The sequence below is a fragment of the Lysinibacillus sp. F12 genome, from assembly GCF_057773605.1.
Window position 1 is genome coordinate 1,290,385 of record NZ_JBYMLP010000002.1, and the last position, 21,596, is coordinate 1,311,980.

Below are 21,596 nucleotides of genomic sequence, written 5' to 3' on the forward strand. Positions count from 1 at the left end.
ATTCCCCCTACAATTTAGTGATAAATTGCGACTCTAAGCGGTAAATCGGCTGTCCTTTCGCAGAGAATTTCTGCTCATATTCAGTCATCACATTATCCTCTGGCATGTTTGCATGTAGGTCGAGTGATACATACTTTAATAACATACCATATTCAGATATACTGATTAACGAAAATTCAAACAAACCACGGTTATCCGTTTTAAAATGGATTTCCCCATTATCCACCAAAATCGACTCATATAATTTCAAAAAATCCCCATGCGTCAAACGTCTTTTGGCATGACGTGTTTTTGGCCAAGGATCTGAGAAATTCAAATACACACGTGCTACATCATTTTTATTAAAGAATTTATTTAAATCCGCGCCATTTACTTTAAGTAAACGTAAATTCGCTGGAGATTTTGCTTCTAGAACTTTCTCTAATGCACAAACGATTACACTATCATAAAGTTCGATCCCAATATAATTAATATCTGGATTTTGCAAAGCCATTCCCGTAACAAACTGTCCCTTCCCAGTACCAACTTCAATATGAATGGGGTTGTTATTTCCGAAAACAACCTGCCAATTTCCTTTAAAGTCTTCAGGATTCGGAACGATTACCTCTGGATGATTTGTAATCATTTCCTCTGCCCAAGGCTTATTTCTTAATCTCACTGTTGTTCCTCATTTCTTTCTTATAAAATTATTGATTTTTTATAGTATAACGTATTCCTCTTACATTCGCATAAAATTATTGCGCAATGATATTATTTAAGAACTCTTTGTCGTAATATTCCATGCCTTCTGTTGCACTGTACAGTGGATGGTAGTACCCTGATGGACACGTCCGCTATAATTACCATCCATATGACAATCAACCTTGTGATCATCATTCACGATAATATCGAAATGTTGTCCTTGTAAAAATGTGATTTCTTTAAACTTCGTATGCCTTTCAAAAAAAACAGTAACAAAAATAAGTAATAATTTTAGACGAGAAATATCATGGACAATTGTAATGTCCATTCGGCCATCATCTGCTTTTGCGGCTGGTGATATTTTCATACCTCCGCCGAAATAAGGCTGATTGCACATGGCGACAAACCATGCTCGTTGGAATTGCCACTCTTGATGATCAGAACGTATGGTGACGTTAAAACATTTAAAGCTAAATAAGCCTCTAATGACAGCAACAGCATACGATAGCTTACCCAATCCTAATTTATTGAGGTAAAATTTAAGGCGTGATGTATTAATCGATTTTGTGACATATGCATCAAAACCAATGCCAGCATTATTGACAAAGAATTCATCCCAGCTATCGCTGAGCTGAATGTTCCCTGCATCTATTTGTGTATATGCCATGGTAGAAGCCATTACATAGTCCTCGATTTGCTGAGCATTGTAAAATGTAGGAAACGAGCGAGCAAAATCATTACCAGAGCCAGCACGAACCACACCCAGTACTAACAATTCATTATGTACAACAGCACTAAACACCTCATGGATGGTACCATCTCCACCAACAACTATAAGTAACTTTGGATTCAGCTGTTGTAATACCCATTGTTTGGCAATCTCTCGTCCATGTCCTTCATATTCCGTAAAAGTCACTTGATAGTCTATCGTTAGGTGCTTTTGAAGTTGAGTCCAAACTTTCTTCCCTTTTCCGTTCCCGGCAGCTTCATTGACAATAAATAGAATCTGCATACTTAGTCCTCTGTTGTTTGTGATGCTTGCTGCCAAATATCTCGATTAAACGAAGTGGTTTGTACAGTATTTAAAATTGTTTGAGCCGCACGTATTTGCATATGCTTCATTGGAGAAGAAACCTTTCGCAAATGCTCCATCCATTCTCCGTAATTACGGCGATCAACAAAACGAACCCCATACGGTGAACCCGGATAATCAAAATAACCATTCCGCGTTAGTACAACTTTACGAATGGGCATATCTATGTTTTCTTCTTTAAATAATTGAGATAGTACCGACTCCATACGTGCTAAGTTTATCGTTGGATTCAAAACTTTTAAGTCCTTTGTTCCTACTTTTTTCATCCAAAAGCGATCACTGCCACCAACATATACAGCTTGATTTTCTGCTTCTAAAACGGTAATACAAATACACTCCGTCGGAGACATTAATACGACATCAAGCTCAATCGGTGCTTTTCTGATTTGTAGGATAGGATAATAAAACAACAAAAAATTATCTGGTAATGTTTGTAACAAAGTACGTAGTAACGAATCACGCATGAAGCGAGGATCTACATATGATTTTTCACGTAATGTTGAGCTAGCCCATTTCATTTGGAAATGGAAGAATTGATCAATAAACATACGCTTCAGTTCATGGATGGATTGTGGAGCATACACAATCTTAGGTTCAAATGTTAGTGTTGTTTCTTCTTCTGGAATAGTATCCTCACTACTTATGAGTTCGTTTGATATTTCTATATCTTCAACATCTTCTGTTTCTTTTTGTCGTCCAGTAAATATTTTTTTTATGAAGGAAAATCGCTCTTTTTCCTCTAAAGTATCCGCTTCTGTCTCATTATCAATATGTTGCCATTCGCTTATATCTTCGCCCAATTCCCATTGACGCTTAATACGGTCCCATTGGCTTTTCTTCAAGCGTACAAATTGTGTAGGATATCTTGCTAAGTCAATTTGATAGCGAGAAATATAATCTTGTATTTTTACTAATTGTGCCATGTAAAGGTCACTCCATTCTTACTTACCATCTCTTTAGTTCTCTTTTTTCTCGATCCCTTTTGTAAAAAAGAGTCTATGCATTCTTATGTATTCATTACATCGACATTTGCTCTACAAATTTCAATCTGTAAGATTATTCTACTATCCTTTTTATTTTACATGACGAGACCCAACATTACACCCATAAATAAAGAGAACTATCCATACAGATAGTTCTCTACAAGGTTCTTTTATTTGGTATTCATTGAAAGTGGTAATTTCGCTTCAAATGATTGCTGTAATTGACGAGTCCATTCACCGGGAACTCCAGCCCCAATTTGGTTGCCGTCCACATCAATGACTGGCGTAACCTCAGAAGATACAGACGACACAATGATTTCATCCATTGTTAGTAAATCAGCTTTCGTCATTGGCTCTTCGATTACTGGTAAATTAATTTCTTCCGCACATTTTAAAATGACTTGACGTGTAATACCATTTAAGATGAAATTATTAGCTGGATGTGTATAAAGTTTTCCATCTTTAATTCCGTAAACATTAGCTGAAGAGCATTCTGTCACGATATCTCCGCGATGTAAGATCGCTTCATAACAACCTTTCTCCGCAGCTTCTTGTTTTGCTAATACTGCACCAAGCAAGTTTAAAGATTTAATGTCACAACGCAACCAACGAATATCCTCAACAAAAGTGGCTTTAACACCTTTTTCAAAGTTTTCATATGCACGTTCACCCGCTTTTACATTTCCAGTTAATACAGCAGGAATACTTGCATCCGGGAAAACGTGATTACGTGAATTAGCCCCACGAGTGATTTGAAAATAAACATGTCCTGTTTCTAGATTATTCTTTTCAATTAGCTCATGTAGTAACTTGTGTAAAACATCTTTTGTATAAGGGATAACAAGGCGAATTTTTTCGGCGCTCGCATAGAAACGATCAATGTGCTCTTGTGCTGTAAACATATTTCCGTTATAAACTTTAATTACTTCATAAATACCGTCACCAAACTGATAACCTCTGTCTTCTGGTGAGATTGCAATAGATCCTTCTTCAACAATTTGATCATTCCATAATGAATATGCCATTTTCCGTTCATCCTTTTCGTCTTTATGTTATTTTTTTCCCGCAAGCTCAACAATTGCTTCCGCATAAATAGCCGCTGCTTTTACAAGATTTTCAATCACTACAAACTCATCCGCCCGATGCGCCACATCCTGCTCCCCAGGGAATAGCATGCCAAAGGCCACGCCTTTTTTCAGCACACGTGCATACGTTCCACCACCTGTAGATAATAACGGTGTTTCTGTATCTCCTGATTGACGTCTATAAATAGCCGCTAATGTTTGGATAAATGGATCATCTTCACTGACATAATGGGGCTTGGAGTCGTCTTGAATATCTAATGAAAATCCTCTTTTTACAACTAAACGTTGAGCCTCCGTAATTTTTTCATCGAATGGATAGGATACAGAATAGCGCATACTAATCACTAAACTGCCACCTTTACTGACATCATAGCTAACAATGCCTGGATTTAATGTTGTCTGACCAGACATGGCATCCTCGAATTGCAACTCAAGCTGATGGCCATAATGATCCTGATAAAAAACATCTGCGATAAAGTCGACAAATTGCTTACTTGACTCAGTCGTCAACTCTTGTTGTAAAAACGCAGCAAGATAAACAGCTGCATTGATTCCTTTTTCTGGTTCCATTGCATGGGCTGCTTTACCTTTGATAGTTATTATATAGCGAGAGTCCTCCATTAATAAAGAGCCATCTAGCTGATTTTTGCTTAAGAATGTTTGAAAATTCTGTTCGAATTCCGCTGAGGCATGCTGAATTGAGGCTTCTGCCAAATCTGGTACCATATTTGGACGCTTTCCTGCATTAAATAATAGTAGTTGTTCTTTCGTTACATCACCTACTTTATTTTGAGAGAACACAAGCTCTGCAATGCCTTTCTCAGCATTAATGAGCGGGAAATCTGCATCGGGGGCAAAACCGATTGACGGCATTTCCTCCTGTTTGAAATAGTGGTCGACACAGCGGAACCCTGTTTCTTCATCCGTACCAATAATCATTCGCACTCTTTTATCTAATTGAATACCTGCATCCTTGACAAGCTTCATAGCCATCCATGCCGCAACTGTAGGGCCTTTATCATCAATTGCACCACGTGCATACAGCCTACCATCAGCTACAGTACCGCTAAATGGCGGGTATGTCCAATCAGCTTCATCTCCAACTGGAACAACATCAACATGACATAAAATACCTAATAATTCTTCACCTGTACCCATTTCTATATGTCCAGCATAGTTATCAACATTTTTCGTTAGTAACCCTTCTTTTTGGCCCTTCGCAAGTAACCATTCAAGCGCTTGAAGTGGACCATTACCAAAAGGTACCTCAGTAGTTTTCGTATCCTCATCAAGAACACTATTAATTTGCACAAGCTCCTGTAACTCTTGTACTAATTCATCTTGCCTTTCTTTTGCAGCCTGTAACCAATCCATACCATGTACCTCCTTCAAGTAGTAACATTATTCTACACCTTACAACATATATGACAATCCTCTTTCTGACAACTATTTTCAGTAACTTCTACTGACACTACCACATATAGCATGTTTTTCACGTATTCCCACAAAATACAGTGAAAATTTTATGTTTCTATTGTAAATTTCTCTTGCATTCACTAGAAAATCATGTAGTTTTTCTATATAATGAAGTTATCAGAATAATTGTTCTGACATAAAAATTAGAAAAGGGGATGTCTAAGGCAGCTACTTAATAGCCTAAGTGCACTCCGCACATATTGTCGTCCGCTAGTCTTTGCCAAGAGAATTAAGATGAAGGAGTGGTTCATTTAATGAAACCAACTACTGATCGAATGCTTAATCGTATTAAAGACGTGTACATGTTTATTTTAGACAAAGGAACCGTGTCTACACAGGATTTAGTCGAAGAGTTTAGTATCACTCCTCGCACCGTTCAAAGAGATTTGAACGTGTTAGCCTTTAACGATTTGGTGACGAGTCCAAGTCGAGGCAGATGGACAACGACGAAGAAAAAAGTAAAATTGACGTCTTAGTTTTACGTAGAATGCGTAAAGCATTGTGTATGGAAAAGAATGACCTTTCGTCGGGGTCATTCTTTTTTTGTTGTTAGAAGATTATTAGATAATTTTTATCGTGTTGAATCGGCAGGGAAATAAGCTAACAAATTGAACGGTCTTCTACGTAGTAGCTCTGTCTCATTTTTCTCTTTTAAATGAAGTGTAGCTCGTTCAGTCATTTAGTTTATTTCACTGACGTGTATCTCTAGAGAATATTTTGACTATTTACAGTTTCTTAACAATCCGTTAAACTCGAAACATTCTAAATTGTTGAGAGGAGGGCTTTATATGAAACTGTCAAATTTGTTTCATCCATTAGTTTGGATTATTTTAGGTGGAACAGTTTTCACACGGATTGCAAGCTTTATGGCAATGCCTTTTTTAGCTATTTATTTACATAATGAAATTGAAGCCACTCCTTTACAAATTGGATTGACAATTGGTATTGCACCCCTTATTTCCACTGTTGGCGGGTTTTTCGGTGGATATTTAACGGATCGTTTTGGAAGGAAAAGTGTCATTCTAATAACGATTATAGTGTGGAGCCTCGTATTCTTTGGCTTTGCCACTGTCCATACGGTTTGGTTATTTATTCTATTCAACGCCTTGAATGGTCTTTGTCGCTCATTTTTTGAACCTTCCACTCAGGCATTAATGATTGATTTTACACCTGCTGATAAACGGAAAAGACTTTTTTCATTACGTTACACGGCCATTAATATTGCCGCAGTCATTGGTCCAATAATAGGCGTCTATATCTCTCAGTTAGCAAGTCCTAGTATACCTTTTATGCTAACAGGTATTATGTATATAATTTACGCTGTATTTTTATTTTTCGTGTTAAATCGTTATCAAATGCAACAACAAAAAGCTGTAACTCAAACAAAAATATTGCATACCTTCACAATCCTTTTAACAAATCGTGTGTTACTTAGCTTTATTTTTGGAGCAATCCTTATCAATATTGGCTACTCTCAATTTGATTCGACATTACCACAAGTTATTGAATTAACCGTTGAAAATGGGACAAAATTGTATTCCCTATTGATTTCACTCAATGCAGCGGTCGTCTTATTATTACAATTGCCTATTAGTATTGTGTCTGAACGATTTTCATCCTCCGCCACTCTATTAGTCGGTATTCTGTTTTTTGCTATCGGACTATTTATGTTTGGGTTCTCTAGCAACTATACACTCTATATCATCGCGATGATTATTTTTACAATTGGCGAAATCTTTGCCTTCCCTACAATGAATGTCATGATTGATGAAATTGCGCCTGACACCCAAAAAGCGACCTACCTTGGCGCTGCACAATTTAAAAATTTAGGGGGCTTTATAGGACCCATTATTGGAGGTTGGCTATTAACGCACTATATGGGTGCCATGTTTGCAATTATTGCCATTCTTGTATTATGTAGCTGTATCTTTTATCGATCTAAAACATCAACACATTAAAAAACGCTCCATATCTATAAAATAGCTCACCTTGCTATCTATAGTATGGGGCGTTTTTTTAAATCTTGGTATCTTCGACCTCTGCCACTTCGACAAAGCTAGAATATTGGTCTTTACCAGCATTTTTCGATTGATAGAGTGCTCGATCTGCTCGTTCAAATAAGCTCATTTCTGAATCTTCGGGATGATGATAGATAGCCCCCCCCATACTCACTGATAGAACGGACCATTTTTGAATGGCATGATCTTCCAATTTAAGAGTCCTTATTTGCGTCAAGATAGCATCTGCTACCTGCTGCATATGATGCTCTGTTGTATCGTACAAAACCATGGCAAATTCATCGCCACCAAATCTTACGACAAATCCGTCTTTTTTCACTACTTTTTTTAGGATTTTGGCTGTTCCAATTAGGATCTGATCGCCTTCCGCATGGCCAAATTGATCATTTACTTGTTTAAAATTATCCAAATCGATTAACAATAGTCCAGGTCTATTTAATTTTCGTTTCTTTAGTAAGCTATCCATTTTTCGAATATAGGTCGCTCGATTATAGACACCTGTTAACGGATCAAAAGTGGCGAGATGGATTGTTTTAGAGAGTATTTTATTGATAACTAACAGCATGACAAAGGCAGTTATTAAAGCAATGGTTAATAAAACCCAAAACTGTTTTGTGTTTTTTTGAAGCGCTTCCATTTTTGTGAAATTAGCATACTTCACATAAACAATTCTGTGGGAAGACTCCCCTCTGACCGTCTCTGCTTCATATGGTAAAAAAAGATGCGTTTCCATATAACCCTGATTAAATGCTTCTTGATACTCGACAGGCTGCATCTTCTTCCTTGCTAGCTCAAAATATTTCTGAAACTGTTCGGATTGTTCTTGAACGGTTATCCGCTTCGATTTTGAATCATTAAAGAAAACCCCACCAGCACTAATCGTTTGCACTTCTACTAAATCAACATATTTCGCTACCAAATATTCTGAAGTTTTTTCAAAGTTAAAGGTTTGAAAGACTGGGTTTTTCAATAAGTCTATACTTAGTTCAAGTAGATATTTCTTATCATGTGTCGCAAGGTAGGCAAATTTTCGGTATTCTCCTGTCGTTGTGGAAATGTCTATTCCGTCTGTGAAAAATTCTCCACTCGCACGCCGTTCATCCAATAAGGCAGAAAAACGTTGACAGCACTTAGAAAAATTGAAACCTATATCTTTATCAAATGTTGTGTATAACACTGTATTAGTCTGATCTAATATGTATATATCCATATCATGTTTATTTTTCAATTGTTGTAAATCCCATGTAGCAACATTAGGGTTCTCACGATAATAGTTTTTTAAAGCTCTAAGTTCCTGCTCCATTTCGTCTGACATATTTGCATCAAAATATAAGTGCGCATTATCTACAGCTCGCATATCTGTAAGAATATGATTTTCTATTAACACTCTATTTCTGGCTACTTGTTCTTCTATATCGTCAGCTAATATTTGCCTATTCACATACGAAATCACAGCAACAAGTATGACTGCAAAAGCTATTAAAGATAGTAATAATTTAATTCGCAGGTTCTTCATTTATTGGCCCGCCCTCTACTTATTTTCACCATCATTTTTTGGAAATATCTTAGAGAATGATACGTTTCTTCACTATATTAAGATAACACATTACATATTATACAGTTACGGTTATAAGGCTGTATATAAAAATCCCCGATGCTAAGTCAGCACCGAGGAACATGTTAAGGGTTATTTTGTAAGCAGTCTAATTCTTCTACAGTTAGCTCACGATATTCACCTAGCTCCAGTTGATCGTCTAACTTTAGATTCCCCATAGATATACGTTTTAAATAGGTTACGCGTTTCCCTACAGCCTCGAACATTCGCTTCACCTGATGAAACTTGCCCTCCTGAATGGTTAACTCAATCTCAGATTGTGGTGCAGATTTGAGAATGACAAGCTTTCCAGGCTTTGTCATATACCCGTCATCTAGCTCCACACCATTCGCAAACTTCTCTACGTCCTCTTCCGTTACAACACCTTCAATATGTGCGTAATAAACCTTTGGCACATGTTTTTTAGGAGACAATAAATTATGAGCTAATATGCCATCATTCGTTAATACCAGTAAGCCTTCTGTATCTTTATCGAGTCGGCCAACCGGAAAAGGTTGAAAATGCTGGTCTACTGGCTCCAGTAAGTCAATAACTGTTTCATCTCTTAAATCTTCTGTTGCAGAAATAACACCTGGTGGTTTATTCATCATAAAATAGACAAACTCCGTATAAATGACACGCTCTCCATAGACGGATACATTTTGCTGTTCTGGATCTACATGCATGGCAGCATCCTTGACAGAAGCACCGTCTACTGTGACAGCTTTTTGCTTTAATAGCTGCTTAACTTCCTTGCGCGAGCCATACCCCATATTTGCAAGTAATTTATCTAAACGCATCTTACCACTCCTATTTCATTCCCAGCTTGCTCATAATACGAGTCAACCGTTCACCTAATAGCTTCTGTGCTAAACCTATACGAAGTGACAAGAAGCCGTAGACAGCCACTCCAACAACTGCACAAATAACTGAGAACAGTAATGCAGAGAATTTACTATCGACAGGACCCATTAGTAATTCTAGTAGCTTATGCACAATCAACACACTGATTGCCATTGCCATCGTCAATAATGCAATTAACAGGACTCGCCGAACGACCATTTCTGATCGATAATTTAATGTTTTACGTAGCACAAGTATATTAATAAGAATTGATACACTATACCCGATAGCAGTTGCTACAATTGCACCATCTGCCTCCAACAAACGAATTAATGGGATATTTAACGCTAGCTTAACGAAAATACCTGATAATAAGCTGAAAACAATCCATTTTTGAAAATCAATTCCCTGTAATAGGGCTGCTGTGACTTGGAATAACGCAAATAAAATGGCCACAGGTGCATAATGGGCTAAAATCATCGCACCCATTTCACTTTCGGAATAAAGCATAAAGTAAATCTCATTTGCTAACAGAGAAATACCAACCACTGCTGGCAATGTAATGAAGATTAAAATTTGATAGGTTTTATCCATCGCATGACGCAAGGATAAATATTCACCCTGTGTGTAATATTTTGTAATGGTTGGGACAAGTGCCATCGAAAAACCTGTTGCTAGCATGACAGGAATGATAACTACCTTATGTGTCATAAAATTAATCATCGATAAATAGGTATCTGTCACCTCAGCCAAGCCAATAGATGTCATGGCCCCGTTAAAAGTAAGCATATCGACTAATTGGAATAGTGGATTGGCTACACCTACAAACACCATTGGTATGGAGTAGGTAATAACTTCTTTATAAATATTGGACATTGGCAGCTGTGTAGAGGTTACACTTTGACTGCGTAGTAAGTTAAATTCAGGCTGATATTTTTTCCAATAATAATATAGAACACCTAAGCCACCAATTGCTCCGATAAAGGCTGCAAATACGGCAAAGGAAATGGCTGTCTCAGGTTTACCTTTGAACACAACAACCACGATAAAGGAACCACCTAGTAACACGACAATTCGCACAATTTGCTCCACTAATTGTGATACAGCGGTAGGCTCCATTTTGTCATAGCCTTGGAAGAAACCTCGCCAAAGACTCATAAATGGTACAACGATTAAGGCAAAACTAACCCATCTTATAACCGATGCAATCTGATCTACTGTAAAAACTTGTTCTTCACTCTTAATAACCAATCCCGCAATAGGCGTAGCAAGGAAGAAGAGTGCAATAAATGCTGCAAAACCGGTCATCATCATAATGATTATGCCCGATTTCATCAGTTTACGACCTGATTGATAGTCCCCCATTGCATTGTATTTAGAAACAAATTTAGAGACGGCAATGGGCGCACCTGAAATGGCAATTGCCAGCATAATAGAATAAGGGATGTATGCATACTGATAGAGCGCGATATTTTTCTCTCCAACAATTGCATAAAACGGGAAAATATAAATTAATCCGAGCACCTTCGATAAAAACATCCCCAATGTTAATATCGCAGTACCTTTCATTAAATTGGACATCATACCCATCCATTCATTGTAAAATCAATATTATAGAAATACTCAAAAGCTGACCTATAAATCTTTTTATTATTTTTTGAAGTAACAACATACAAGCGCTATAGCATGTATGTTTCATAAGTAAACCAACTGTAATCTTAACATATTTATAGGAAATGAGACGCATAAAAACAACAAAAAGTTCATTTAAAAGTATACTTGATGAAAAAAGACCTGAAAATAATCGGTGAGGATTACAAAAACCCCACCGATTAAAGCTCATTTCATTATTACATGTCCACAAAGAACTTTTTATACCATACTAGGAATACATAGGCTGTCCAAATATAACGGCCACGGTTTGCTTTTCCTTCATAGTGTTCATCTAGATAGCCAACCAATTGTTTTGTATCAAAGAATTCATTGGCAAAGTCAGTTGTAAACATTTCTTTTACCATATTGTAGTATTTCTCTTCACGCAACCAGTGGCGAATTGGCACTGGGAAGCCTAACTTTGGACGTTTTGCCCATTCTTCTGGTAATTCTTGATGTGCAGCTTGGCGTAGAACATATTTTGTATCAATGTCGTTGACACGATATTGAGATGGAATATTTTTAGCTAATTCCATAACTTCTTTATCTAAGAATGGTACACGTAATTCAATCGAATGCGCCATACTCATCTTGTCAGCTTTTAATAAAATATCTCCTGGCATCCAAAGATTTAAATCTAAGTATTGCATTTTCGTCACATCATCTTCGCCTGGTACTTCGTCATAAATACGTTTTGTAATCGATTTTACAGATGGTGCATTTTTATAGTCAGGCTTTAAAACATTAATCGCATCTACTTCATCCCAAACTACTGCTTCTCCTATAAAGCGTTCTTCTACCGTTTGACCACCTTTAATGAGGAAGTTAGTATATTGGCTTTTAGGTAGAGCTTCTGCTATTCCCCGTAACGTTTTACGAACACCCCATGGAAGTTTTTCATATTTTTGCATTCTTCCTGAGTTTTGATACCAAGAGTAGCCACCAAAAATTTCATCCGCTCCTTCACCTGATAGGACAACTGTTACATCTTTAGAGGCTAGCTCTGAAAGGAAGTACAGTGGTACAGAAGAAGGATTCGATTGCGGCTCATCCATATGCCATTGGATTTTCGGAAGAGCTTCAAAGCACTCGTCTGCTGTAATATATTTACGTTCATTTTGAATATTTAGTGTATCCGATAAATCTTTTGCGAGGTTCGTTTCATTAAACATATCTTCATAATCAGCAAACCCAACTGAGAATGATTTATCGGGACGCAATAATGAAGTAATATAACTTGAGTCAATACCCCCCGATAAGAAAGAACCAACTTTTACATCACTGATTTTATGTGCCTCTACTGATTCTTTAACAGTTGTACGAATTTCTTCAATGTATTTTTCAATGGAAGCTTCTTTTGCATGGAATTTTTTATCCCAATATTGCACAATTTGCTTTTTGCCATTTTGAATAAGCATATAGTGTGCTGGTGGTAATTTAAAGACCCCTTTAAAGAAGGTCTCATCCATCGAAGAATATTGGAATGTTAAATAAGGACGTAATGCCTTTTTATTTAATTCTTTAATAAATGAAGGATGTGGTAAAAATGATTTAATTTCAGAACCAAAAATAAACGTACCGTCTGTTGTATGTTCAGAGTAATACAATGGTTTAATGCCAAAGCCATCACGAGCAATGAATTGTAAATCATTCTTTTTATCCCAAATACAGAAAGCAAACATACCACGTAGCTTTTTCACAAAATCTACACCGTATTCTACATAACCATAAATAATAACTTCACTATCTGATTGCGTTTTAAAGGTATGTCCTTTTTCAATCAGATCTGCACGTAGCTCTTGGAAATTAAAAATTTCTCCATTAAATACAAGCACAATATTGCCGTCTTCACTATATAGTGGTTGATTCGCTACATCCGATAAATCAATAATACTTAATCGTCTGAATCCTAACGTTACTGTATCGTCACTATGAATACCACCACTATCTGGCCCGCGGTGAATAATTGTATTCATCATATTTTCAATTGTTTGATGATGATCAATCACATTTGTTCCATTAATATAACCTATAAATCCGCACATTCTATTTTCACCTCATAATTTAGTGCATAACCTTTACCATAATAGCATGAAAAGACATTCATTTCATGCTGACAATGCTAATAAAGGAAACTTTCATCGATATAATTGTATAATAAAATTTATTGTGTTTCATTCTACTATAAAATCCCCTTCTACACGAGGGAAGGGATAAAGAATTATAAAACACTTTGCTAATATTTTCAATGTCAAAGAAGCCCCTCCTCTATATAGACTTCATGTATAATAGGAAAGATTCCTAAATTGAAAAGAAAGTGAGTTTCTAACTATGTATGATGTAATCGTGATCGGTGGTGGCCCATCTGGTTTAATGGCGGCGATTGCTGCTGGAGAGCGGAAAAAGAAAGTTTTATTGTTAGAAAAAGGTGCAAAACTTGGCAAAAAATTAGCCATTTCTGGCGGCGGGCGCTGTAATGTGACCAATCGTTTGCCTGTTGAAGAAATAGTAAAACATATACCTGGTAATGGCCGTTTCCTTTATAGTCCTTTTACCGTTTATAATAATGAAGATATTATCGCATTTTTTGAAGGGCTTGGTGTGTCTTTAAAAGAAGAGGATCATGGTAGAATGTTTCCGGTATCTAACCGAGCACAAGATGTTGTCGATGCGCTAATTCGTCAGCTTCAACGTTTACATGTTGAAGTTCGTTTACACACAGCCGTTAACAAGCTTGTTATGGATGAAGAAAAAATTTTGGGTGTGCGCCTTGCAGATGGCTCAGAAATTCGTAGCCAAGCCGTCATTGTGGCCGTTGGTGGCAAGGCTGTCCCACAAACAGGCTCGACAGGTGATGGCTATCCATGGGCAGAACGGGCTGGCCATACAATCACAACATTATTCCCAACAGAAGTCCCTGTCATATCGAAAGAGGACTTTATTTTATCACGTGAACTACAGGGTCTTGCATTGCGTGATGTTGCTGTCTCTGTGCTAAATAAAAAAGGTAAGGTACTCGTTACCCATCAAATGGATATGCTCTTTACGCACTTTGGCTTAAGCGGTCCTGCCGTTTTACGCTGTAGCCAATTCGTTGTGAAAGAATTAATGAAAACAGGCTACGAGCCCGTGACAATGCGTATACAAACTTTAACTAATTATAATGAAGAAACATGTCTCCAATATTTAAATAAGTTGATTAAAGAAGATCCGAAAAAGGCTGTGAAAAATGCTTGGAAAGGTATTGCTCCTGAACGTTGGCTATTATTTTTATGTGAACGGGCCAATATCGATGTACAATTAACGGGGGCTGAATTATCCCAAGATAAAATTCGTCACCTAGCGCGTTTACTCGTTAACTTCACATTGACGGTAAGTGGCACACAATCACTTGATAAAGCATTTGTTACGGGCGGTGGTGTCTCCGTAAAAGAAATTGAACCAAAAACAATGGCTTCAAAGAGAAAAGAAGGATTATTCTTCTGTGGTGAAATTCTAGATATTCACGGCTATACAGGGGGATATAATATTACCTCAGCCTTAGTAACAGGACGCATTGCAGGTATGCACGCTGCATTAAAATAATAGAAGAAAAGCGTGTCCGGACAAAACGGACACGCTTTTTTTAGCTTTCACTAGACATATATACTTCCTCAAATGGTTGGATAATGACAAAGCCCTCACCCGAAAACGCCATCTGGATTGATTCGCCACTCCCACGACCGATAAATGTACGGAAGCTGATATCTGTTTTAAACTCAGGTGTTAAATTACCTGACCACGCAACCGTAGCATGTGGATCAGTATATACTGTTTCGCCAGGTTTTACTAATAAGGTTAATGGTTCGAAATGTGTTGTAATCGCTACTTTTCCTGTACCTTGTAACGTTACATTAAATAAGCCACCTGACATGATGCCAGCCATTTTTCGCATTAAACGTATATCCCAGTTGATGCTAGGCTCAAATGCGAGCAGATCATTACCATTAACGCAGAGACTGTCATTTTTCAAATCGAAGACGGTTACTTTCTTGCCTTGATCTGCTAAATAAAGTCTACCCTTCCCGCTCGCTTTCATCAATTGTGTACCTTCACCTGTTAAAGCCTTCTTAAACATCTTACCAAGTCCGTGCTCCAATACGCGCTCACGTTCGAATTTAATGTCTCCTGTATAGGAAATCATTGCGCCCATTTTGGACCATACTTCACCGTTTAAATTTACCTCTAATACACGCTCAGTTTCCAATTCAAAATAATCATTTTCAAGATCATCCTGCTGTGTTTTTTGAACAAATTCATCTAAAGAAAATTTCCCCATAGTAAATCCCTCCCTAAATACTTTATATACGATTACCCTTGAGAAAAGATTCAAATTTTAGCTGTTTATCCCTTATCTCCTCTTTCGTTACAAATTTTCTCTTTTAATAAAGAAATCTTTTTATTTCCAGTAATGGTATTGACATCAGAAATGCGCTGTTATACATTAAATAAGTAATTGAATATTGTTATATAACAACAAAAGCAAAAAAATAACTATATAAGTGCCACGTGCGAAATGACACCTATACAGTTATCCCAAAAATATATTATTGAGTAGCGGAAACGTCTCCAACATTTTGTGCCGCTTTTAAAGCTGTTTGTTTACGTACATCTGCACGTAATGTTAATGAAATGATTAATGAAGCAGCGATTAAACCTGCAAATACATAGAATACAGGAATATAGCTTCCATAAGCATTTTTAATTGTGCTTACTAACAACGGTCCGAAAATACCACCCAATGACCAAGTTGTTAATAAATACCCATGAATAACACCCAGTTGCTTTGTTCCAAATAAATCACTTGCAAAAGCAGGTAAATTTGAGAACCCTCCACCATAGCAACTAACTACTAAGAAAATAAGTGCTTGGAAAATAATTACGTTTGTAGTATGTGGTAAAACGATAAATGTGATTAGCTGTGCTGTAAAGAAAATAACAAAAACATTTGAACGCCCAATATAATCAGACACAGCCGCCCAGATTAAACGACCACCACCATTAAATAACCCCATGATTCCTACCATCGCTGCTGCTCCTGCGACTGATAGGCCAACAATTTCCTGCGCCATTGGTGAGGCAACAGATATCATCATAATTCCTGCTGTAACATTAACTAAATGCATAGACCATAGCATCCAGAAATGCTTTGTTTTGACAGCCTCACGTGCTGACATAACTGCTAAATCTTTCTTTACTACTCCTTTGCCGTTATCGGCTGCTGCCTTCATATTAGCTGGCATATAACCAGGCTTAGGCGGCGCTATATATGAAGCCCCTAAAATCATTAACGTGAAATAACTTGCACCTAAAATAAAGTATGTTGTAGAGATGCCAACTGCCTCCATTAAGTTTGCTGCCACTGGTGCAGTAATCAGGGCACCAGATCCAAACCCAAGTACGGCCATCCCTGTTGCTAGACCTCGTCGATCTGGGAACCATTTTACAAGCGTTGATACTGGCGCAATATAACCAATCCCCATACCTAATCCACTTAGTACACCATATGTTAACCAGTACAACACGACAGAATCCATTGAAATCGCTACACCTGCACCAGCTTGTCCTGCTCCAAATAAGACAGCTGCTACCATCGCCGATTTACGTGGTCCCATTTTCTCTACTAAACTACCAAATAATGCAGCTGAAAACCCAGCAAGCCCCATCATAATGGTAAAGGCAACCGTTACCTTTGTTTCACTCCATCCCATTTCTGTGACAATCGGTAGCTTGTATACACTGTATGCATAGGCTCCACCGATTGAAAGGTGAATAGCGATTGCAGATAATGCAATTAACCATCTATTTTTATTCATAAATTCTCATTTCTCCCCTCTTTTGCTACCTGTGAAAATTCTATGAACGTCCATGTAAAACAATTTACCACTTAGAATTATTCAAATGCAAGATGTTTTTCTAAAAAATATTATTTCTCCAAAAAGTATTTTGTTTTCCCATTAGTGTATTTCATCACATAACCCTTACAGTCTCTAAGCAGAACAGCGTTTATCCTACAAAAAACATTACACCATTTAGCTATTATTACTTTTCTACTCTATTTTATAAATAACTATTAATTATATTGAGATAATTATTTTTGTGCATATTTTCACATTCACTAGATGTATACGTCTCTTTTCACCATTTCTAACAGTACCTCTCTATCACTTAAAACGAAGCAGACGCTAAAGATATAATGTAGAAATTTTTAGAATAAGAGAGAAATTTACAATAGAAACGAACAAAATTTTCATCATTAAAAATAACCTTAAAAATATAATAACGACTGTTTTTTTACTTATATTTGTAAAATGATATTTTTATAACAATACATGGAATGTATAATTTTTAAATCACTTTCAATATCTCTACATTTTTATTATTCAAATATATATTTTTTCAACTTAAAGTTGAACACTCAACACTCTGTAACAGAATAATTCGCTTCTATCAGGTGACAAACATGCTAGAACAAGACCCTTTTTTAAGACATATTATTTTTTCAAAAAAACAATATATACAGAAAAAAACAGCATGCTAGAAACATTTCCAACATACTGTACGGAAAAAAAGATTGTTTAAGTTATTTTTCTTTTCATAAAAAGTAAAGTTCTTATTTCCTTATAGTAAATACATAGTAGAATTCCTAGTAAAATCAATAAGGAGCCGTATATTTGGACACTTGTAGGAAATTGCTTTAAAAAAATTGCACTTAATAGCATTGCGATAGCTGGCTCAAAATTCAATAATAGCGAAGCATTCGTTGAGCCAATCTCCTTCATTTTTTGATTCCATAATAAATTACTAATCCCATGAATAATAACCGCTGATAAAATGAGTAGAATCCAATAAGGGTATGCTACTTGCCAATTTGTTTGTGTCCACATTGTAAACGAAAATGGTACAAGCACTAGCAAACCGATTAAGTTTGTATAGAAGGTGATGGACTGAGCTGACAATTTCAGACTGAGATGATTCACAATAATAAGGAATAAGGCAAAGCTTAGCATCGTTATTAAACTTAGCACCTCCCCCTTCCCTATAGAAATGGTGATGAGGGCTCCCTTAGTAAGGATGAGGCCAACTCCTACGAACGAAATGATTGCACCTAGCCAAAATATACCGTTTCGTGATTCCTGATACATCATTTTATTAAGCAAAGACGTGACAATCGGTGCGCAGGCTAAAATTAAAGCCGCGGTAATAGGAGAGGTATGCTGAAGACTTGCGTAAAAGCTAAAGTGATTGATGGAAACACCTAGTATCCCTGCAATGATTAGTAATAGGAGGTCATTGCGTGTTAATCTTGTACGAATAATAGCCTTCCAACTAATGCAGCCTAAAAATAGGACAATGACAATTAATCTAAAAATGGCAACCATGATCGGAGACCAATGTTCAATTAAAATAGAGCCAATAATAAAGTTACTGGCCCAAAAAAATACACAGCTAAATAAAATCATATAGATTGTTAGTTGCTTCATATTTATCACACCTGTATATAAGAGACTTCTACATCGTTAATGATGAATTCTTTTAAACATCTACTTCCCTTTCTTGTATTTCTTCCTATCTATTAAAACATAAGTATAGCAAACTAGAAAATTTTCTAGTTTGCTATGTAATCTAAATAAGGGGGATTTAGATTGATACTTAATTGATAAACTTGCCTTTTGACATCACCACCCGTTTGGATGGTTTACGTGCAATGACTTCAGCGCTAGAAATGGCGTCAAAGAAAACAAAGCTCGCTTCATCTTGCACGTTTGGCCAAACCTTTTGACCATTGCCATCCAATGGTGTGACACCATTTGTAATATATTTTAAGGTTTGTCGAATAGAACGCTCATCTAGCTTACGTGTATTATCTGCAAAAGTTGTTGCTTTTTCTAAAATATCTCCCGAGCCATTTGGACTCCATGAATCATAAAAACCATCACAACCAAAGCGAACATCTACTCCATGCTCTGTTAGTAAGTCAATCGGTGGGATTAATCGTCTCAAATCAAATGGCACCGTTGACATAATTTTTACTTGCTGTTGTGCTAGACGATCTGCAATTTTGTGCTGTTCCAAAGCCGATACATCTCCAAGTGAAAAGGCGTGACTAATAGCCGTTCTCCCCTGATAGTTTGCATCCTCTACAATATCTATCCATTTATCGATTGTATAATAACCCACATGGCCTCCATCATGGAGGTGAATATCAACATCTACGTTAAATTCTTGTGCAATATTCATTACTTCATAAAGAGAAGGCTCAATCGAATTATCTATGCCAGCAGGATCTAGCCCACCAATCATCGTTGCCCCATTGCGCAAGGCTTCACGTAATAATTTAGGCACATCGTCTCTTAGTAAGCCATGCTGTGGAAAGGCAATAACTTCTGATGTCACAACATCTTTATAATCTTCTAATGCCTCTAGTACACCCTCTAAGTTTTTTAAGCCAATGTACGGATCGATATTGACATGTGTACGGATATGATTGGCACCATTATTGAGAATTTTCTCAATCATGGCTGTTGCTCGTTGTTTACCAGTCGTTGCAAGAATCGATAATTCTTGTGCTTCACGAGCCAAGCGTTCCTTTAAGTTCTTCACAGGCACGCATGCTTTCCACGGTAAGGACAAGTATGTCTTATCTAAGTGATTATGCATTTCTTTAAAGGCTGGTAATAGCAGCTTCCCTTTCATATCTGTTACTTCATCTAGAGAATCAATGGTTTCTGTTGCTGGTACCATTTGAGAAATAAAGCCATCTGTAATTTCAAGGTGAAAAAGCTCCACCTTTGTACCGACAGTACCATTTTCTTTTAGATATTCTCCTGTTTCAAGTAGAACATTTGTAAGCCAGTGCTTCATCTGTATTCTCCTTTCAACTCTCCAATTTCCTGTTGGTGAATAATATATCCTTGTGAAATAACTGTAGAAATAGGGCATCTTCTTGCTACAACATGTGCAGTACTAATTCCATCTACTAAAAGCATATTGGCTTTATCACCAACCTGTGGCCAAACTCGTTCTCCTGCATCATTCAATGGTGTAATGCCACCCGAAGCATATTTCCAAGCGCGACTTAATGAATATTCATCGATAAAACGGAATCTCTCCGCCATTACATTTAATTTCATAATAGTGTTTCCTGTACCATAAGGAGACCAATGATCTGTTAAACTGTCATGTCCAACAGAAACGTTTACACCATTGTTATAAAGGTATGGAATCGGTATCGTCGAGCGATTAATATCCGTTGGTACCGTTGTTGTAACATCCATTTGAACAGCAGCCATTGCCTGAACTAAGTTCTCTAATCGCGCTTGCTCTAAATCCGCAAGCGCCATTGCATGACTAATCGTAACTTGTCCTTCTTTTTTCGCCTGTTTTGTTAATTCTATTAGTTTATAAAATTCAAATTCACCTAAAGTATTAGCTGTATGAATATGAATATCTATCCCTGCATGGTAGTCTTGGGCAATGGCCATCGTTGTTTGCAATGACTTCTCAATATTTCTATCTACAATGGATGGGTCAACTCCTCCAACAAGCGTTGCACCCATTGCCATCGCCTCACGGATAAGTCCCTCCACATTAGAGCGCAGTAAACCATGCTGTGGGAAAGCCACAATATCATAAGTAATTTGATTTTGATATTTTTCTAGTACTTGCTTTGTAATTTCAATATGCTTGGTTCCAATTTGTGGGTCCACATTACAATGCGACCGTATATGTGTATGCCCTTGTGAAATTAACCACTTGACCATTTCCTCAGCCCGATAAGCCGCGGTTGGTAATTGTTTAGGAAGCAGTGTTTTTTCTTCCTCAATGCGCGTTAATATCCCTTTTGTAATAGGTCTTGGCGCTTGCCACTCCCCACCAAAATAAGTTTTATCAATATGAATATGCATTTCTCGGAAAGAAGGGACTAATAATTGCTTCTGAGCATCTACTATTTCAACATTGCCATCAACTACTATATTTTTATCTACTTGTTGAACATATCCATCTACAATTAGAACATCATAAATAGCAGTACGAGTTGCAACAATGCATTCATTTTCATGCTCAAATGCCTCTTCTAATCTCACATTTTTCAGCAGTAATTTATTCATAGTTTCCTCCTCATTGGTA

At 37.0% G+C, this 21,596-nt stretch carries 17 protein-coding genes; 3 read left to right on the forward strand and 14 right to left on the reverse strand.

Annotated features, from left to right (window positions below; all coding sequences use genetic code 11):
• Positions 1–7: 7 nt before the first annotated feature.
• From trmB to pepV, 5 genes are all read right to left on the reverse strand, one after another.
• A complete protein-coding gene (gene trmB / locus AC3CH7_RS13415) occupies positions 8–658 on the reverse strand; it encodes a tRNA (guanosine(46)-N7)-methyltransferase TrmB (RefSeq protein ID WP_012295706.1) in 651 nt (216 codons plus the stop codon).
• A 96-nt stretch (positions 659–754) separates the two neighbouring features.
• The gene (locus AC3CH7_RS13420; protein WP_012295707.1) at positions 755–1,693 is read right to left on the reverse strand and encodes a diacylglycerol/lipid kinase family protein; all 939 of its coding nucleotides are present in this window, start codon (positions 1,691–1,693) and stop codon (positions 755–757) included.
• A gap of 2 nt (positions 1,694–1,695) precedes the next feature.
• Positions 1,696–2,697: a nuclease-related domain-containing protein gene (locus tag AC3CH7_RS13425; RefSeq protein ID WP_012295708.1), complete on the reverse strand. Its 1,002-nt coding sequence runs from the start codon at positions 2,695–2,697 to the stop codon at positions 1,696–1,698.
• A gap of 230 nt (positions 2,698–2,927) precedes the next feature.
• Positions 2,928–3,782: a D-amino-acid transaminase gene (gene dat, locus AC3CH7_RS13430; protein ID WP_012295709.1), complete on the reverse strand. Its 855-nt coding sequence runs from the start codon at positions 3,780–3,782 to the stop codon at positions 2,928–2,930.
• A 27-nt stretch (positions 3,783–3,809) separates the two neighbouring features.
• Positions 3,810–5,216: a dipeptidase PepV gene (gene pepV, locus AC3CH7_RS13435; protein ID WP_036162322.1), complete on the reverse strand. Its 1,407-nt coding sequence runs from the start codon at positions 5,214–5,216 to the stop codon at positions 3,810–3,812.
• 356 nt (positions 5,217–5,572) lie between these two features.
• Between pepV and AC3CH7_RS13440 the strand changes: the two genes are divergently transcribed.
• Positions 5,573–5,794, forward strand: a complete 222-nt coding sequence (locus tag AC3CH7_RS13440) for a DeoR family transcriptional regulator (RefSeq protein WP_004226074.1) — start codon at positions 5,573–5,575, stop codon at positions 5,792–5,794.
• A gap of 312 nt (positions 5,795–6,106) precedes the next feature.
• Entirely contained in the window at positions 6,107–7,276 is a 1,170-nt protein-coding gene (locus tag AC3CH7_RS13445; RefSeq protein ID WP_012295711.1) for an MDR family MFS transporter, read from the forward strand.
• Positions 7,277–7,334: 58 nt separating this feature from the next.
• Here AC3CH7_RS13445 and AC3CH7_RS13450 read toward each other — a convergent pair whose 3' ends face one another.
• The 4 genes from AC3CH7_RS13450 to asnB form a co-directional block, all read right to left on the reverse strand.
• Positions 7,335–8,852 carry a GGDEF domain-containing protein gene (locus AC3CH7_RS13450; RefSeq protein ID WP_036217496.1) on the reverse strand — a complete coding sequence of 506 codons (1,518 nt, stop codon included), beginning with the start codon at positions 8,850–8,852 and terminating at the stop codon, positions 7,335–7,337.
• A gap of 164 nt (positions 8,853–9,016) precedes the next feature.
• The gene (locus AC3CH7_RS13455; RefSeq protein ID WP_012295713.1) at positions 9,017–9,730 is read right to left on the reverse strand and encodes a pseudouridine synthase; all 714 of its coding nucleotides are present in this window, start codon (positions 9,728–9,730) and stop codon (positions 9,017–9,019) included.
• A gap of 10 nt (positions 9,731–9,740) precedes the next feature.
• Positions 9,741–11,354 (reverse strand): putative polysaccharide biosynthesis protein, encoded by a 1,614-nt coding sequence (locus AC3CH7_RS13460; RefSeq protein WP_031418581.1) that lies wholly within the window; start codon positions 11,352–11,354, stop codon positions 9,741–9,743.
• Positions 11,355–11,623: 269 nt separating this feature from the next.
• Positions 11,624–13,471 (reverse strand): asparagine synthase (glutamine-hydrolyzing), encoded by a 1,848-nt coding sequence (gene asnB, locus AC3CH7_RS13465; RefSeq protein ID WP_012295715.1) that lies wholly within the window; start codon positions 13,469–13,471, stop codon positions 11,624–11,626.
• Between the two features lie 286 nt (positions 13,472–13,757).
• On the opposite strand from asnB, the gene AC3CH7_RS13470 reads away from it, so the two are divergent.
• Positions 13,758–15,011 (forward strand): BaiN/RdsA family NAD(P)/FAD-dependent oxidoreductase, encoded by a 1,254-nt coding sequence (locus AC3CH7_RS13470; protein ID WP_012295716.1) that lies wholly within the window; start codon positions 13,758–13,760, stop codon positions 15,009–15,011.
• A gap of 40 nt (positions 15,012–15,051) precedes the next feature.
• On the opposite strand, the gene AC3CH7_RS13475 is transcribed toward AC3CH7_RS13470, so the two are convergent.
• From AC3CH7_RS13475 to AC3CH7_RS13495, 5 genes are all read right to left on the reverse strand, one after another.
• Positions 15,052–15,744 (reverse strand): AIM24 family protein, encoded by a 693-nt coding sequence (locus AC3CH7_RS13475; protein WP_012295717.1) that lies wholly within the window; start codon positions 15,742–15,744, stop codon positions 15,052–15,054.
• A gap of 268 nt (positions 15,745–16,012) precedes the next feature.
• Complete coding sequence (locus tag AC3CH7_RS13480) at positions 16,013–17,281, reverse strand: L-lactate MFS transporter (RefSeq protein ID WP_422761700.1); 1,269 nt, start codon at positions 17,279–17,281, stop codon at positions 16,013–16,015.
• 762 nt (positions 17,282–18,043) lie between these two features.
• Positions 18,044–18,949, reverse strand: coding sequence for a DMT family transporter (locus tag AC3CH7_RS13485; protein ID WP_036164679.1), 906 nt, complete (start codon positions 18,947–18,949; stop codon positions 18,044–18,046).
• Positions 18,950–19,118: 169 nt separating this feature from the next.
• Positions 19,119–20,330, reverse strand: a complete 1,212-nt coding sequence (locus tag AC3CH7_RS13490) for an amidohydrolase (RefSeq protein WP_036164683.1) — start codon at positions 20,328–20,330, stop codon at positions 19,119–19,121.
• Entirely contained in the window at positions 20,327–21,577 is a 1,251-nt protein-coding gene (locus AC3CH7_RS13495) for an amidohydrolase family protein (RefSeq protein WP_036164686.1), read from the reverse strand. Before AC3CH7_RS13495 ends, AC3CH7_RS13490 begins: the two co-directional genes overlap by 4 nt.
• Positions 21,578–21,596 lie beyond the last annotated feature (19 nt).

What these genes read in the sequence shown, in the direction of transcription:
- AC3CH7_RS13420 (WP_012295707.1), bottom strand. Translation starts at nt 1,693, where the DNA reads ATGCAGATTCTATTTATTGTCAATGAAGCTGCCGGGAACGGAAAAGGG.
- AC3CH7_RS13425 (WP_012295708.1), bottom strand. Translation starts at nt 2,697, where the DNA reads ATGGCACAATTAGTAAAAATACAAGATTATATTTCTCGCTATCAAATT.
- dat (WP_012295709.1), bottom strand. Translation starts at nt 3,782, where the DNA reads ATGGCATATTCATTATGGAATGATCAAATTGTTGAAGAAGGATCTATT.
- pepV (WP_036162322.1), bottom strand. Translation starts at nt 5,216, where the DNA reads ATGGATTGGTTACAGGCTGCAAAAGAAAGGCAAGATGAATTAGTACAA.
- AC3CH7_RS13440 (WP_004226074.1), top strand. Translation starts at nt 5,573, where the DNA reads ATGAAACCAACTACTGATCGAATGCTTAATCGTATTAAAGACGTGTAC.
- AC3CH7_RS13445 (WP_012295711.1), top strand. Translation starts at nt 6,107, where the DNA reads ATGAAACTGTCAAATTTGTTTCATCCATTAGTTTGGATTATTTTAGGT.
- AC3CH7_RS13450 (WP_036217496.1), bottom strand. Translation starts at nt 8,852, where the DNA reads ATGAAGAACCTGCGAATTAAATTATTACTATCTTTAATAGCTTTTGCA.
- AC3CH7_RS13455 (WP_012295713.1), bottom strand. Translation starts at nt 9,730, where the DNA reads ATGCGTTTAGATAAATTACTTGCAAATATGGGGTATGGCTCGCGCAAG.
- AC3CH7_RS13460 (WP_031418581.1), bottom strand. Translation starts at nt 11,354, where the DNA reads ATGTCCAATTTAATGAAAGGTACTGCGATATTAACATTGGGGATGTTT.
- asnB (WP_012295715.1), bottom strand. Translation starts at nt 13,471, where the DNA reads ATGTGCGGATTTATAGGTTATATTAATGGAACAAATGTGATTGATCAT.
- AC3CH7_RS13470 (WP_012295716.1), top strand. Translation starts at nt 13,758, where the DNA reads ATGTATGATGTAATCGTGATCGGTGGTGGCCCATCTGGTTTAATGGCG.
- AC3CH7_RS13475 (WP_012295717.1), bottom strand. Translation starts at nt 15,744, where the DNA reads ATGGGGAAATTTTCTTTAGATGAATTTGTTCAAAAAACACAGCAGGAT.
- AC3CH7_RS13480 (WP_422761700.1), bottom strand. Translation starts at nt 17,281, where the DNA reads ATGAATAAAAATAGATGGTTAATTGCATTATCTGCAATCGCTATTCAC.
- AC3CH7_RS13485 (WP_036164679.1), bottom strand. Translation starts at nt 18,949, where the DNA reads ATGAAGCAACTAACAATCTATATGATTTTATTTAGCTGTGTATTTTTT.
- AC3CH7_RS13490 (WP_036164683.1), bottom strand. Translation starts at nt 20,330, where the DNA reads ATGAAGCACTGGCTTACAAATGTTCTACTTGAAACAGGAGAATATCTA.
- AC3CH7_RS13495 (WP_036164686.1), bottom strand. Translation starts at nt 21,577, where the DNA reads ATGAATAAATTACTGCTGAAAAATGTGAGATTAGAAGAGGCATTTGAG.